Source organism: Cupriavidus sp. YAF13, assembly GCF_052113425.1.
Taxonomy (GTDB): Bacteria; Pseudomonadota; Gammaproteobacteria; order Burkholderiales; family Burkholderiaceae; genus Cupriavidus.
In genome coordinates this window covers 39,600-53,551 of record NZ_JBFRDD010000054.1, presented here as the reverse complement: position 1 = coordinate 53,551, position 13,952 = coordinate 39,600, and the positions used below count along the sequence as shown (strand labels likewise).

Here is a 13,952-nt window from a genome sequence, read left to right as displayed (position 1 = left end):
GGTTCGCTTTGCTTACCGCGTCGCTGCGTTTGCTGCAGCAGAGAAACGAGATTATGAAGCGTGATCATCGTTTCGTCAACAGGTTTTTTTCCTTCAGCTCGCTGCGCCATGCGCGCCGCCAACCACCCCTGCCGACCCCGCAACCCTTGYCCCGTCTGCTTTGCAGCGGTGTTTCGTGTTGCGAGGGGGCGAATCATATGCGCCTCCCCAGACCTTGGCAATCGTTTTGTCACATGAGTATGCGAGGCATGCCGAAGGCGCGGGAACAACCCATTGATCTATAAAGAAAATACAGCCCGCTTAACCCGCACCGGAAGGTGAATACCCGATGAAGTTGCTCGGGTATTCACCTATCAAGTTTTAGCGATGCTTGAAATCGGGCGCCCTCTTCTCCACAAAAGCAGCCATCCCTTCCTTCTGGTCTTCCGTCGCAAAGGTGGAGTGGAACAAACGGCGCTCCAGGTGCACGCCCTCGGAAAGGCTGGTTTCGTAAGCCGCATTGATCGACTCCTTGATCATCATCACCACCGGCAGCGAGAAACCGGCGATGGTCTCGGCAGCGGCCAGCGCATCGTCGAGCAGCTTGTCGGCGGCAACCACGCGCGACACGAGGCCGGCGCGTTCGGCTTCCGCCGCGTCCATCATGCGCGAAGTCAGGCACAGGTCCATGGCCTTGGCCTTGGAGACCGCGCGCGGCAGGCGTTGGGTGCCGCCGGCGCCTGGCATCGTGCCCAGCTTGACCTCGGGCTGGCCGAAACGGGCGGTATCGGCGGCGATGAYGATGTCGCACATCATCGCCAGCTCGCAGCCGCCGCCGAGCGCGTAGCCGGCAACGGCCGCGATCACCGGCTTGCGGATGCGGCGGATCGTTTCCCAGTTGCGCGTGATGTAGTCGCCCTTGTACACATCCATGTAGGAGTACTTGGCCATCATGCCGATATCGGCGCCCGCGGCAAAAGCGCGTTCGCTGCCGGTGATCACGATGCTGCCGATGGCTTCATCGGCGTCGAATGCGAGCAGCGCCGCGCCCAGTTCATCCATCAGGGCGTCATTGAGCGCGTTCAGGGCCTTGGGGCGATTCAGCGTCACCAGGCCGACGCGCCCGCGCGTTTCCACCAGAATGTTCTCGTACGGCATGTGTTCTCCTCTTGGAATGGGAAGTCGGAAAGCGGCAAGTGGATCGATTCGTTACCCTGCGAGACGATACTCGCGTGCGCAAATTAGTGCTACCATTTGCCGACCGACTGGTCGGTTAATTTAAACGGCGATCCGGCCCCTCCTATATATAAGAGTGGCCGCGTGCCGCCAGACATTGCCTCCACTGACATGGCAGGAGACGAAAGATGCCAGATACGCCCCCACAGACCAGCCTGACTACCGGCCCGATACTGCTCGCCTGGCATGGCCAGGTTGCGGTCATCACGCTGAATCGCCCCGACAAGCTCAATAGTTTTACCCGCGAAATGCACGCCGTGCTGCAGCTGGCACTCGACCATGTGGAGGCCGGCGGCGCCCGCGCCCTGCTGTTGACGGGTGCCGGGCGCGGCTTCTGCGCGGGACAGGACCTGGCCGACCTGGATTTCACGCCCGGCGCCATGACCGACCTCGGCGAGTTGATCGACGTGTGGTTCAACCGGCTGGTCCGGCGCCTGCAAAAGCTGCCGCTGCCGGTGATTGCCGCCGTCAACGGCACGGCGGCCGGCGCGGGGGCCAACCTGGCGCTGGCTTGCGACATGGTGCTGGCGGCGCGCTCGGCCAGCTTTATCCAGGCCTTCGTCAAGATCGGGCTGGTGCCGGATTCGGGCGGCACCTGGCTGCTGCCCAAGCGCATCGGCATGGCCCGCGCCATGGGCCTGGCCATGACGGGCGACAAGCTCAGCGCCGACGAGGCCGAAAAGTGGGGGCTGATCTGGGAGGCGATGGACGATCCGCTGCTGCCCGTGCAGGCGTTGGCGCTGGCCACGCACCTGGCGGCCCAGCCGACGCGCGCCCTGGCCGCCATCAAGCAAGCCATGTACGCCGGCGCGAGCCAGGGGCTCGATGCCCAGCTTGACCTGGAACGCGACCTGCAGCGCGAGCTGGGCGCGTCGCCCGACTATGCCGAGGGCGTGAACGCCTTCCTGGAAAAACGCGCACCGCGCTTCACCGGGCGATAGGATCGCCAATGCCCCGGCACAGCCAACAGCCCGAACAGGAGACCAGCTTGACCCACGATCCCCAGGCCCTCGCGGAAGCGGCCGCCGCCAGCATGTACGAAGCCGACGCCTGCAGCCGCTGGCTGGGCATCATCGTCGAGGCCGTGCGGCCCGGCTACGCGCGCTTGTCCATGCCGGTGCGCCGGGAATTCCTCAACGGCCACGGCATCTGCCACGGCGGCCTGATGTTCACGCTGGCCGACTCGACCTTTGCCTTCGCCTGCAACAGCCACAATATCAACACGGTGGCGGCAGGCTGCAGCATCGAGTTCCTCAAACCCGTGCACGGCGGCGACGTGCTGACGGCAGAAGCCACGGAGCAGGTCCTGTCGGGCCGGCATGGCATCTACGATATCCGGGTGACCAACCGCGCCGGCGAGCCGGTGGCGATGTTCCGCGGCAAGTCCGCGCAGATCAAGGGGCATGTGGTCGCCCCGCCGGGCGCGGCGCAGTGATGCCTGGCCCAGACGAATATAAATACAAATACCAGCAAACATAAGCCCCGCGCAGGAGACACCATGACGCGCCTGACAGATCTGCCGCTCGAGCCGATCGAGACCGCCAGCCGCGACGCATTGCAGGCGTTGCAACTGGAACGCCTGCAATGGTCGCTCAACCACGCCTATCAGAACTCGCCGGTCTACCGCCACAAGTTCGATGCCGCCGGCGTCCACCCGAACCAGATCCGTACGCTGGCCGACCTCGCCCGCTTTCCGTTCACCACCAAGCAGGACTTGCGCGATAGCTACCCGTTCGGGATGTTCGCCGTGCCGCAGGACCGCGTGGCACGCATCCATGCATCGTCGGGCACAACCGGCAAGCCCACGGTGGTGGGCTACACCTTGAAGGACATCGACACCTGGGCCACGGTGGTGGCCCGCTCGATCCGCGCGGCCGGCGCGCGGCGCGGCGACAAGGTGCATATCAGCTACGGCTACGGGCTCTTTACCGGCGGACTCGGCGCGCACTATGGCGTGGAAAAGGCAGGGCTCACGGCGATCCCGTTCGGTGGCGGCCAGACCGAGCGGCAGGTGCAGCTGATCCAGGACTTCAAGCCGGAAGTGATCATGGTCACGCCCAGCTACATGCTGGCCATCGCCGACGAGTTCGAGCGCCAGGGCATCGACCCGACCTCCAGTTCCCTCAAAGTCGGTATCTTCGGCGCGGAGCCGTGGACGCCTGAGATGCGCCTGGTCATCGAGAAGCGCATGGGCATCTCGGCAGTGGATATCTACGGGCTGTCGGAAGTCATGGGGCCGGGCGTGGCCAGCGAGTGCGCAGAGACCAAGGATGGCCCGACCATCTGGGAGGACCATTTCTACCCGGAGGTGATCGATCCCATCACCGGCGAGGTGCTGCCCGACGGTGAATTCGGCGAGCTGGTCTTTACGTCGCTGTCCAAGGAGGCCCTGCCGATTGTCCGTTACCGGACCCGGGATCTCACCCGGCTGCTGCCCGGCAGCGCCCGCGGCGCCTTCCGCCGCATGGAGAAGGTGACCGGCCGCACAGACGACATGATGATCATCCGCGGCGTCAACGTGTTCCCCTCGCAGATCGAGGAACTGATCCTCAAGCACGCCGAACTGGCGCCGCACTACCAGTGCGTGCTGACCAAGGATGGCCATCTCGATGTGCTGACCGTGCGCGTGGAATGCGCGCATGGCGTCGACCCGGCGGCCACGCAGCAGGCCAGCGCCCAGCTGACCTACGACATCAAGGCGTTTATCGGCGTGACCGTTGGCATCGAGATCCTGCCTAGCGGCGGCGTGGAGCGCTCGGTGGGCAAGGCGAGGCGCATCGTCGACCAGCGCCCGCGCTGAAGCGCCGAAGCGCTGAAGGTGGAGAGGTAATAACAAGGGCCGGCCAGGAATGGCCGGCCCTTGCTTTCATGCCCTAGCTGCGCGGCATCAGCACCCACATGCGCCCGCCCTGCTTCATCCGTCCAGCGGTCTCGCCAGCTGCATCGCCAGCCCCCCAGAAGAAGTCAGCCCGCACCCCGCCCTTGATGGCGGAGCCCGTATCCTGCGCGAACATCAGGCGCTGGATTGGCTCGGACGACAGCGGCCGCGTGGTCGAGAGGAAGACCGGCACGCCTAGCGGGATGGTCGCGGGATCGACCGCGATGGAGCGCTCGGCAGTCAGCGGCACGCCCAGCGCGCCGACCGGGCCATCGTTATTAGGCGGCAGCTCGCGGAAGAACACGAAGCGCGGGTTCACGTTGAGCATCTCATCCACGCGCCCCGGGTTGGCCCGCGCCCAGGCCTTGATGCCTTGCATGGTGGCCTGCGCCGGCGTGATCTCGCCGCGGTCGAGCAGCCACTTGCCGAAGGAACGGAACGGCTGGTCGTTGGTGCCGCCGAAGCCCACCCGCATGACGCTGCCGTCCTGCAGGCGGATCCGGCCGGAGCCCTGGATCTGCAGGAACGCCGCTTCCACGGGATCATCCACCCAGACCAGTTCCTGGCCGCGCAGGGCCGGGTTCTGCAGCAATTCGCCGCGCGCCGGCAGCGGCCGGCTGCCCCATTGGGGCGGCTTGCGATACAGCGGGACCTGGTACTGTCCCTGGCGCGTGCGTGCGCCGTGCAGGATCGGCTCGTAGTAGCCGGTGATCAGCCCGCTGTCGGTGCCATCGCCGTTGACCACGCGGAAGGGCTGGAAGTTGGACTCGAAGTAGGCGCGCATCGCACCCAGGTCGCCTGCGTCGACCATCAGGCCGAGCGCGCAGACGCGGTTCCACTCGGCGCGCTTCTTCAGGGCCTGGCAACTGGCCTGCAGCGCCGGCCAGGCGGCGCGCATGTCGTCCTGGCTCCAGCCGCCGATCTCGCCCCAGCTGGCGGCTTGCAGCACGCCCTTCTGGGTGGAACCGGTGGGCGGCGTCACGGGCCGGGTGCCCGGGCCTTCAATGCGGGGCGGCGGGCCGCTCATGCAGCCGGCCAGCAGCGTGGTGGCGGCGGCAAGCCCGAGCCAGCCAAGCCGGCGGCCGCTGGCAGCGGTACTTGCCTGTCCCGACGAGGCGCGGGAAGACGAAAAAGGAAAGCGGAAAAGGGAATGCAGGTGTGCCATCTTGATTGGGTGAAAACTCAGCGTATCGCGGCCGGACGCATCTGCCGATGGCCTACAATGCCCACCGTCGCCTCCACGTAGCCCTGTCATGAGCAAGTTCTTTGAAGCCCATCCCATGCTGCTCTTCGCCCTCGAGGCCGGACTGGCGCTCTTCCTGCTGATCTTCATCGTGGTCTGGACCATGGGCACGGCCAAGAAGAACCCGCGCCCCAGCCGCGCTCCGGACGATCATCCGTCGCGTGCGGGACATGGAGGAAATGCGGGACAAGGCACGGCGCGTACCCAACAGGATCAGGACAGCGCTTCGGGCCAATAGGTTCCGCCGCGTTCAGTACAACGTCTCAGTGCAGCATGCGCGGCAGGACCAGCGCAAACTCGGGGATCGGCACCTCGAAGCGATGRCCRTCYTCGGCCACGCAGAAATACTCGCCCTTCATCGAACCCACCGGGGTCGAGATGGTGGCCCAGCTGGTGTACTCGAAATGCTCGCCCGGCTTGAGCAGGGGCTGGTGCCCGACCACGCCAAGGCCAGCCACTTCCTGGGTACCGTTGTCGCTATCGGTGATGACCCAGTGCCGGGAGATCAGCTGCGCAGCCACCTCGCCGGTATTGTGGATCGTGATGGTGTAGGCGAAGGCATGGCGCCCGCGCTCAGGGTCGGACTGGTCGGCCAGGTACTGGGTACGTACGGCCACGGAAAACGCGTATTCGCTCATTGTCGACACATCAGGGCGGGATCAGGGTAGCCGCATTGTGCGGCATGGCTCCGGGGGCGGCAAGCTAAGCCGCCGCAAGCTGCCTGTCGGACGGCAGCGGCGCCCCGCGCGGGGAGGGTAAAATACCGGCTTCCCCCTTGAAGCACCCTCCTTTCGAGCCCCGCCATGAGCACGCCCACCTACCGCATCGCCCCGTCCATCCTGTCCGCCGACTTTGCCCGCCTGGGCGAGGAAGTGCGGCGCGTGACCGCGGACGGCGCCGACTGGATCCATTTCGACGTGATGGACAACCACTACGTGCCGAACCTGACGGTGGGCCCGCTGGTGTGCGAGGCGATCCGCCCCCACGTGACCGCCCCGATCGACGTGCACCTGATGGTGCGCCCGGTGGACCGCATCATTCCGGACTTCGCCAAGGCAGGCGCCAATATCATCACCTTCCACCCGGAAGCCAGCGAGCATATCGACCGCTCCCTGGCGCTGATCCGCGAACACGGCTGCCAGGCCGGCCTGGTGTTCAACCCGGCCACGCCGCTGCACCACCTGGACCACGTGATGGACCGGATCGACGTGATCCTGCTGATGTCGGTCAACCCCGGCTTTGGCGGCCAGTCCTTCATTCCCGAGACGCTCAACAAGCTGCGTGCGGCGCGCAAGCGCATCGACGCGTATGCCGAGCGCACCGGACGCCGCATCCTGCTGGAAGTGGACGGTGGCGTGAAGATCGACAACATCGCCGAGATCGCCGCGGCCGGGGCCGACACCTTTGTCGCCGGTTCCGCCGTGTTCAGCAAGCCGGACGCCGACGGCGGCTACAAGGGCGTGCTGTCGGCCATGCGCAGCGAGCTGGCCAAGGTCGGCAAGGCAGGCCAATGAGCTCGGCGCAGATGAAGCGCACCGACTGGCGCGGCATCCGCGGTGTCATCGTGGACCTGGACGGCACCATGGTGGACACCGCCGGCGACTTCCACGCGGCGGTCAATGCCATGTTGAAGGCGCTGGTCCACCTGCATCCGCAGCTTGGCAACGCCGCGCCGATGAGCAAGGAAGAGATCGTCAGCTTCGTCGGCAAGGGCTCGGAGAACCTGATCCGGCGCGTGCTGGATGCGCGCTTCTCGCCGGCCCACGCCAACGGCATGTTTGCCGATGCGCTGGCGCTGTACGACCGCGAATACCTGCGCATCAACGGTCAGTTCTCGCAGGTCTACCCCGGCGTCGCCGAGGGCCTGGCGGCCCTGAAGGCAGCTGGCCTCCGGATGGCCTGCGTGACCAACAAGCCGCATAGCTTCACCGAGCCGCTGCTGGCCAAGACCGGCCTGGGCCGGTTCTTCGAGCTGGTCTACGGCGGCGACGCCTTCGCCCTGCGCAAGCCGGATCCCCTTCCGCTGCTCAAGGTAGCGGAGGTGTTCCACCTGGAGCCGGCCGAAATGGCCGCGGTCGGCGACTCGGAAAACGATGCGCAGGCGGCCCGCGCGGCGGGCATGGGAGTGCTGCTTGTGCCCTACGGCTACAACCACGGCAATCCTGTACAAGGCGTTGACGCCGATGGTATAGTCGATTCCATTGTTCGCGTTGCCGAGCTGTTGGCGGCACACCGGGCATGATCCCGGCGGCCGCAAGGCCGCCGAAGCCAAGGCACCACCCAACATCCAAACCATAAATCGCTGAACACGATTTCATGTTTCTGAACCGCAAACGCATCTCTTCTGGCAGTGATCGGCAGGCCTGGCCCTGGCGTCGCTGGCGCGCCTCCCAACAGGCGTAAAGTGCGTTCGCGAGTCTCCTGACCGCCCCTTTCCCGCATCCCCGCGATGCATCCGCACCAGGAACGGGCCGGCCAGACCGGCAGGTTGCCGGACCTTCTCTGATTTTCCAGCCGCCCGACATCCAGCCCTTGCGCCGGTGTCTTCCGAACGCGCTGCACGCCCACCCCGGCCGTGCGTGGACACTCGTCCGCGCCATGGTCTCTCCGGGGCGGGTCTGACGACCTTCCAGCCCCAAGTTGCCGACACCGCGGCGTGCGCCATACTGATACGCAGGCGCCGCAGCACAAGAGGATCGACATGACCGAACTGGAATTCAAATCGCTGGCCGAGCAGGGCTACAACCGTATCCCCCTGATCACCGAAGCCTTCGCCGACCTGGAAACGCCGCTGTCGCTGTACCTGAAGCTGGCGCAATCGCAAACGCGCGGGGTCAACACCTTCTTGCTGGAATCCGTGGTGGGCGGCGAGCGCTTTGGACGCTACTCGTTCATCGGCCTGCACGCCCGCACCCTGCTGCGCGCCTCGGGCATGCGCACCGAAGTGGTCACGGATGGCCGCGTGGTGGAAACCCATGAAGGCAACCCGCTCGACTTCATCGCCGACTTCGAGAAGCGCTTCAAGGTGGCGCTGCGCCCCGGCCTGCCGCGCTTTTGCGGTGGCCTGGCCGGCTACTTCGGCTACGACGCGGTGCGTTATATCGAGAAGAAGCTCGCCAACACGCAAAAGCCGGACGACCTGAACCTGCCCGACATCCAGCTGCTGCTGTGCGAAGAGCTGGCCGTGATCGACAACCTGTCCGGCAAGCTTTACCTGATCGTCTACGCTGACCCGACCACGCCGGAAGCCTACGCCCGCGCCCGCCAGCGCCTGCGCGAGCTGCGCATGAAGCTGCGCCAGCCGGTGGATGTGCCTATCACCAGCCCCTCGGTGCAAACCGACGTCTACCGCGAATTCGAGAAGGCCGACTACCTCGCCGCCGTGCACAAGGCCAAGGAATACATCATGGCTGGCGACATGATGCAGGTGCAGATCGGCCAGCGCCTGGTCAAGCCGTACCGCGACTCCCCGCTGACGCTGTACCGCGCGCTGCGCTCGCTGAACCCGTCGCCTTACATGTACTTCTACAACTTCGGCGACTTCCAGATCGTGGGCGCCTCGCCCGAGATCCTGGTGCGCCAGGAAACCCGCCGTGTGGGCAGCAACGGCGACCAGCGCGAGGATCACATCGTCACTATCCGCCCGCTGGCCGGCACCCGTCCGCGCGGCAACACACCAGAGAAGGACGCGCAACTGGCCACCGAGCTGCTCAACGATCCCAAGGAAATCGCCGAGCACGTGATGCTGATCGACCTGGCGCGCAACGACATCGGCCGCATCGCCGAGATCGGCTCGGTCAAGGTCACCGACCAGATGGTGATCGAAAAATACTCCCACGTGCAGCACATCGTCAGCTCGGTGGAAGGCACGCTCAAGCCCGGCATGAGCAACCTCGACGTGCTGCGCGCCACCTTCCCGGCCGGCACGCTGTCGGGTGCGCCCAAGGTACACGCGATGGAGATCATCGACGAGCTGGAGCCGCGCAAGCGCGGCATCTACGGCGGCGCGGTGGGCTACCTGTCCTTCGGCGGCGAGATGGACCTGGCCATTGCGATCCGTACCGGCATCGTCAAGGACGGCAATCTCTATGTGCAGGCGGCCGCCGGCATCGTTGCCGACTCGGACCCCGAAGCCGAATGGAGGGAAACCGAAGCCAAGGCGCGCGCCGTGATCCGCGCCGCTGAGCAGGTCCAGGACGGTCTGGACTCGGATATCTAAGGTAAAGGGAACAGGGGAACCGCCATGCTGCTGATGATCGACAACTACGATTCGTTTACCTACAACATCGTCCAATACTTCGGCGAACTCGGCGCCGACGTGCGCACCTATCGCAACGACGAAATCACGCTGGAAGACATCGAGGCGCTCAAGCCCGACCATATCTGCGTTTCGCCCGGCCCGTGCAGCCCGCGTGAAGCCGGCATTTCCGTGGCAGTGCTGCAGCACTTTGCCGGCCGCATCCCGATGCTGGGCGTGTGCCTGGGCCACCAGGCCATCGGCGAAGCCTTCGGCGGCAAGGTGATCCGCGCCAAGCAGGTCATGCACGGCAAGGTCAGCCGCATCGAGACCACGCAGGAAGGCGTGTTCGCCGGCCTGCCCAAGCACTTCGACGTGACGCGCTATCATTCCCTGGCGATCGAGCGCGAGACCTTGCCGGATTGCCTGGAAGTGACGGCCTGGACACCGGATGGCGAAATCATGGGCGTGCGCCACAAGACGCTCGCCATCGAGGGGGTGCAGTTCCACCCCGAGTCCATCCTGTCCGAGCACGGCCATGCGCTGCTGGCCAACTTCGTCAAGGCGCCCCGATGAGACTGCTCGATACGCCAAGCGCGCCCGTCCCCGGCGCGGCCCACACCAACGCAAAGACCGAGACCGCCATGTCCATCACGCCCCAGGAAGCCCTCACCCGCTGCATCGAACACCGCGAGATCTTCCATGACGAGATGCTGCACCTGATGCGGCAGATCATGCAGGGCCAGATGTCGCCGGTGATGGCCGCGGCCATCCTGACCGGCCTGCGGGTCAAGAAGGAGACCATCGGCGAGATCTCGGCGGCGGCGCAGGTGATGCGCGAGTTCGCCAACAAGGTGCCAGTCAAGGACCGCGAGAACTTCGTCGACATCGTCGGCACCGGCGGCGACGGCTCGCATACGTTCAATATTTCCACCGCGTCGATGTTCGTGGCGTCCGCCGCCGGCGCGCGCATTGCCAAGCACGGCAACCGTGGCGTGAGCTCCAAGTCGGGCAGCGCCGATGTGCTGGAGGCGCTGGGCGTGAACATCATGCTGACGCCGGAGCAGGTCGGGCACTGCATCGAGCAGACCGGCATCGGCTTCATGTTCGCCCCTACCCATCACCCGGCCATGAAGAATGTCGCCCCGATCCGCAAGGAAATGGGCGTGCGCACCATCTTCAATATCCTGGGCCCGCTGACCAACCCGGCCGACGCGCCCAATATCCTGATGGGCGTGTTCCACCCCGACCTGGTCGGCATCCAGGTACGCGTGATGCAGCGCCTGGGCGCGCGCCATGCGCTGGTGGTCTACGGCAAGGACGGCATGGATGAGGTCTCGCTGGGCGCCGCCACGCTGGTGGGCGAACTCAAGGACGGCGAAGTGCGCGAGTACGAAGTCCACCCCGAGGATTTCGGCCTGCAGATGATCTCCAACCGCGGCCTGAAGGTGGCCGATGCCGCCGAGTCGAAGGAAATGCTGCTGGAAGCGCTCACCGATGTGCCCGGCACCCCGCGCGAGATCGTCACGCTCAACGCCGGCACGGCGCTGTATGCGGCCAATGTGGCCAGCTCGATCGAGGACGGCATCCAGCGCGCGCGCGAGGCCATCGCCAGCGGCGCGGCGCGCGAGAAGCTCGACCAGTTCGTGCGCGCCACGCAGCAGTTCAAGTAAGCCCGAGCCATCCAGCCCCGCGAGAGAATTACCGCATGTCCGATATCCTGCAGAAAATCCTGGCCGTGAAGGCCGACGAAGTGAACGCGGCGCGCAAGAAGCGCGGCCTGCCCAGCCTGCGCGCCGAGGCCGAGAGCCTGCGCGCCGAGCCGGGCCTGGCGCCGCGCGGCTTCGAACGCGCGTTGCGCGAGAAAATCGCCGCCGGCAACGCCGGGGTGATCGCCGAGGTGAAGAAGGCCTCGCCCTCCAAGGGTGTGCTGCGCGCGAACTTCGTGCCGGAGGCCATCGCCGAGAGCTACGCCACGCATGGCGCGGCCTGCCTTTCCGTCCTGACGGACGTGAACTTCTTCCAGGGCCACGCCGACTTCCTCAAACGCGCCCGCGGCGCCTGCCCGTTGCCGGCCTTGCGCAAGGACTTCATGATCGACCTGTACCAGGTCTATGAAGCGCGCTGCTGGGGCGCCGACGCCATCCTTCTGATCGTGTCCGCGCTGGACCCGGGCCTGATGGCCGAACTGGAAGCCTGCGCGCATGAGCTCAGCATGGACGTGCTCGTGGAAGTGCACGGCGGCGAAGAGCTCGACGCCGCGCTGCGCCTGAAGACGCCGCTGCTGGGCGTGAACAACCGCAACCTGCGGACCTTCGAGGTATCGCTCGATAACACGCTGGACCTGCTTGCGCGCATCCCCGACGACCGCCTGGTGGTGACCGAATCCGGCATCATCGGCCCGGACGACGTGCACCGCATGCGTGACGCCAACGTGCACGCCTTCCTGGTGGGCGAGGCCTTCATGCGCGCGCCCGACCCGGGTGTCGAGCTGGCCCGCTTGTTCGCCTGAACGGAAACATAAAACACAATGGCCCAGGAAATCGAACTCAAGCTGGCGGTGCCGGACGGTGCCATGCCGGCGCTGGCGGCCTGGCTGGATGGACAAGGACAGGCGCGCGGCGAGCACACGCTGCTCAACGTCTACCTTGACACGCCCGCGCGCGACCTCGCCAGCGCACGCGCCGCCCTGCGGCTGCGCCGCCGCGGCGAGCAATGGCTGCAGACGCTGAAGACCGCGGGCAAGAGCGAAGCCGGGCTGGCCGCCCGCCACGAGTGGGAAACCAGGGTGGCGGCCGAAGCCATCGAGCTGGACGCCTTCCCGCCCGAGGCGCGCGCCCTGCTGGCGCCACTGGCCGCCACCCTGGCACCGGTATTCCGCACCGATTTCGCGCGGCGCACCTGGCTGATCGAGCAGGATGGCGTAAGCATCGAGGCCGCGCTCGACGTCGGCACCATTTCAGCGCCCGCCAGCGCCGCGCAAGAGACGATCCAGGAACTGGAGCTTGAGTGGCTGCCCGGCGACACCAGACAGGCGGCGCCCACCCAAGCACAGGCCGAAGCCGCGCTGCGCGCGCTGGCACTGCGCCTGCAGCACGTTGCGCCCCTCAAGCCGTCCGACCAGAGCAAGGCCGCGCGCGGCTATCGGCTCGCCGCCGGTGCCGGCCACGCCTGAGCTGGCGCGCCCGCGCCCTCTCGCCCCTCCCCCCAAAAAAAACAGGTACTCCTCCAGCATGACCAAGCACAACAGCGCACAGGCCGACCTGTTCGCAGCCCCGGCCGTTGCCGCGGCCGAAACCGAGAACGCCGCCGTGCCTGCCCCGGCCGCCGCCAGCCTGTCGGAGCAAGCCGCCGCGCTACCTGCGGCCTGGCGCGCGTTGCTGGCCCCCTGCATGAACACCGCCGGCTGGCAGGAACTGGCCGCCTTCGTCGACGGCGAGYGCGCGAGCGGCAAGCCGGTCTTTCCGCATGACGTGTTCCACGCCTTGCACCTGACGCCGCCCGAGACCGTCAAGGTGGTCATCCTTGGCCAGGACCCGTATCACGGCACCGGCGTGGTCAACGGCAGCGAGGTTCCGCAGGCGCATGGCCTGGCCTTCTCGGTGCCGGACGGCGTGCGCGTGCCGCCCAGCCTGCGCAACATCTTCAAGGAAATCGCCGCGGAGTATGAAGGCGGCGCTGCACCGGCCTCCGGCAATCTCGAAGGCTGGGCGCGCCAGGGCGTGCTGCTGCTCAACACCGTGCTGACGGTGGAGCAAGGCCAGGCCGCCAGCCACGCCAAGCGCGGCTGGGAAGCCGTGACCGATTGCCTGATCCAGGCCTTGTCGGCCGCGCGCCCGCACCTGGTCTTCCTGCTGTGGGGCAGCCATGCACAGGCCAAGAAGCCCTTGCTGGCCGGCACGCACTGCGTGCTGGAAGCGCCGCATCCGTCACCGCTGTCGGCACACCGGGGTTTCCTGGGCTGCGGACACTTCCGGCTGGCCAACGATTGGCTGCAACAGCACGGCGCCGCGCCGGTGGACTGGCGCGCCACCTGAGCCGCCGCGCAGCCAGCCGCCCCCTTGCCGGGCACGCCTCAAGCGGTCGGCAGGCAGTCGAAATCCTCGAACTCACCCGCGCCGGGCAACGCCACTAGCGCGTTGACCTGCGCGTCCGGCGGCCCACGCCGCATCCAGTTGCAAAGGGCCTCCAGCCGATCCGGCGGCCCATAGGCCATGACCTCGACCGAGCCGTCGTGCCGGTTGCGCACCCAGCCGTTGATGCCGAGCGCCCCGGCCTGCCCCGCGCAGGCCACGCGGTAGCCCACGCCCTGCACCCTCCCCTTGACCACGATGTGCCATGTTTCCATCTGGCTTCCCCTTGCCGCGCGCGAGCGCTGA

The 13,952-nt window shown here is 66.6% G+C and carries 16 protein-coding genes; 12 read left to right on the top strand and 4 right to left on the bottom strand.

Annotation, left to right across the window (positions count from 1 at the left end; genetic code table 11):
* Positions 1–360 precede the first annotated feature (360 nt).
* Positions 361–1,137: an enoyl-CoA hydratase gene (locus tag AB4061_RS32305; protein WP_441640279.1), complete on the bottom strand. Its 777-nt coding sequence runs from the start codon at positions 1,135–1,137 to the stop codon at positions 361–363.
* 206 nt (positions 1,138–1,343) lie between these two features.
* Here AB4061_RS32305 and paaG point away from each other — a divergent pair, with 206 nt between their 5' ends.
* The 3 genes from paaG to paaK all read left to right on the top strand — a co-directional run bounded on the left by paaG (position 1,344) and on the right by paaK (position 4,015).
* A complete protein-coding gene (gene paaG, locus AB4061_RS32300) occupies positions 1,344–2,156 on the top strand; it encodes a 2-(1,2-epoxy-1,2-dihydrophenyl)acetyl-CoA isomerase PaaG (RefSeq protein ID WP_441640278.1) in 813 nt (270 codons plus the stop codon).
* A gap of 47 nt (positions 2,157–2,203) precedes the next feature.
* Entirely contained in the window at positions 2,204–2,650 is a 447-nt protein-coding gene (paaI, locus tag AB4061_RS32295; protein WP_441640277.1) for a hydroxyphenylacetyl-CoA thioesterase PaaI, read from the top strand.
* A gap of 63 nt (positions 2,651–2,713) precedes the next feature.
* Positions 2,714–4,015 (top strand): phenylacetate--CoA ligase PaaK, encoded by a 1,302-nt coding sequence (gene paaK / locus AB4061_RS32290; protein ID WP_441640276.1) that lies wholly within the window; start codon positions 2,714–2,716, stop codon positions 4,013–4,015.
* A 73-nt stretch (positions 4,016–4,088) separates the two neighbouring features.
* On the opposite strand, the gene mltA is transcribed toward paaK, so the two are convergent.
* Positions 4,089–5,258 carry a murein transglycosylase A gene (gene mltA, locus AB4061_RS32285; RefSeq protein WP_441640275.1) on the bottom strand — a complete coding sequence of 390 codons (1,170 nt, stop codon included), beginning with the start codon at positions 5,256–5,258 and terminating at the stop codon, positions 4,089–4,091.
* An 88-nt stretch (positions 5,259–5,346) separates the two neighbouring features.
* Here mltA and AB4061_RS32280 point away from each other — a divergent pair, with 88 nt between their 5' ends.
* Positions 5,347–5,574 carry a hypothetical protein gene (locus tag AB4061_RS32280; RefSeq protein WP_043349921.1) on the top strand — a complete coding sequence of 76 codons (228 nt, stop codon included), beginning with the start codon at positions 5,347–5,349 and terminating at the stop codon, positions 5,572–5,574.
* Positions 5,575–5,599: 25 nt separating this feature from the next.
* Here the strand turns inward: AB4061_RS32280 and apaG are convergent, their stop codons facing one another.
* Positions 5,600–5,974, bottom strand: coding sequence for a Co2+/Mg2+ efflux protein ApaG (apaG, locus tag AB4061_RS32275; RefSeq protein WP_006162582.1), 375 nt, complete (start codon positions 5,972–5,974; stop codon positions 5,600–5,602).
* Positions 5,975–6,139: 165 nt separating this feature from the next.
* Between apaG and rpe the strand changes: the two genes are divergently transcribed.
* The 8 genes from rpe to AB4061_RS32235 all read left to right on the top strand — a co-directional run bounded on the left by rpe (position 6,140) and on the right by AB4061_RS32235 (position 13,610).
* On the top strand, positions 6,140–6,850 hold the full coding sequence (gene rpe / locus AB4061_RS32270; protein ID WP_006162583.1) for a ribulose-phosphate 3-epimerase: 711 nt from the start codon (positions 6,140–6,142) through the stop codon (positions 6,848–6,850).
* On the top strand, positions 6,847–7,578 hold the full coding sequence (gph, locus tag AB4061_RS32265; RefSeq protein ID WP_441640274.1) for a phosphoglycolate phosphatase: 732 nt from the start codon (positions 6,847–6,849) through the stop codon (positions 7,576–7,578). Before rpe ends, gph begins: the two co-directional genes overlap by 4 nt.
* A 459-nt stretch (positions 7,579–8,037) precedes the next feature.
* Positions 8,038–9,555, top strand: a complete 1,518-nt coding sequence (trpE, locus tag AB4061_RS32260; protein ID WP_150985644.1) for an anthranilate synthase component I — start codon at positions 8,038–8,040, stop codon at positions 9,553–9,555.
* Positions 9,556–9,579: 24 nt separating this feature from the next.
* On the top strand, positions 9,580–10,149 hold the full coding sequence (locus AB4061_RS32255; RefSeq protein ID WP_441640273.1) for an aminodeoxychorismate/anthranilate synthase component II: 570 nt from the start codon (positions 9,580–9,582) through the stop codon (positions 10,147–10,149).
* A gap of 68 nt (positions 10,150–10,217) precedes the next feature.
* Positions 10,218–11,246 carry an anthranilate phosphoribosyltransferase gene (gene trpD, locus AB4061_RS32250; RefSeq protein WP_441640283.1) on the top strand — a complete coding sequence of 343 codons (1,029 nt, stop codon included), beginning with the start codon at positions 10,218–10,220 and terminating at the stop codon, positions 11,244–11,246.
* 35 nt (positions 11,247–11,281) lie between these two features.
* Positions 11,282–12,085, top strand: coding sequence for an indole-3-glycerol phosphate synthase TrpC (trpC, locus tag AB4061_RS32245; RefSeq protein ID WP_441640272.1), 804 nt, complete (start codon positions 11,282–11,284; stop codon positions 12,083–12,085).
* Positions 12,086–12,103: 18 nt separating this feature from the next.
* A complete protein-coding gene (locus AB4061_RS32240) occupies positions 12,104–12,748 on the top strand; it encodes a CYTH domain-containing protein (protein ID WP_441640271.1) in 645 nt (214 codons plus the stop codon).
* A 58-nt stretch (positions 12,749–12,806) separates the two neighbouring features.
* Positions 12,807–13,610 carry a uracil-DNA glycosylase gene (locus AB4061_RS32235; protein ID WP_441640270.1) on the top strand — a complete coding sequence of 268 codons (804 nt, stop codon included), beginning with the start codon at positions 12,807–12,809 and terminating at the stop codon, positions 13,608–13,610.
* Between the two features lie 38 nt (positions 13,611–13,648).
* On the opposite strand, the gene AB4061_RS32230 is transcribed toward AB4061_RS32235, so the two are convergent.
* The gene (locus tag AB4061_RS32230) at positions 13,649–13,921 is read right to left on the bottom strand and encodes an acylphosphatase (RefSeq protein ID WP_174428369.1); all 273 of its coding nucleotides are present in this window, start codon (positions 13,919–13,921) and stop codon (positions 13,649–13,651) included.
* Positions 13,922–13,952: the final 31 nt, after the last annotated feature.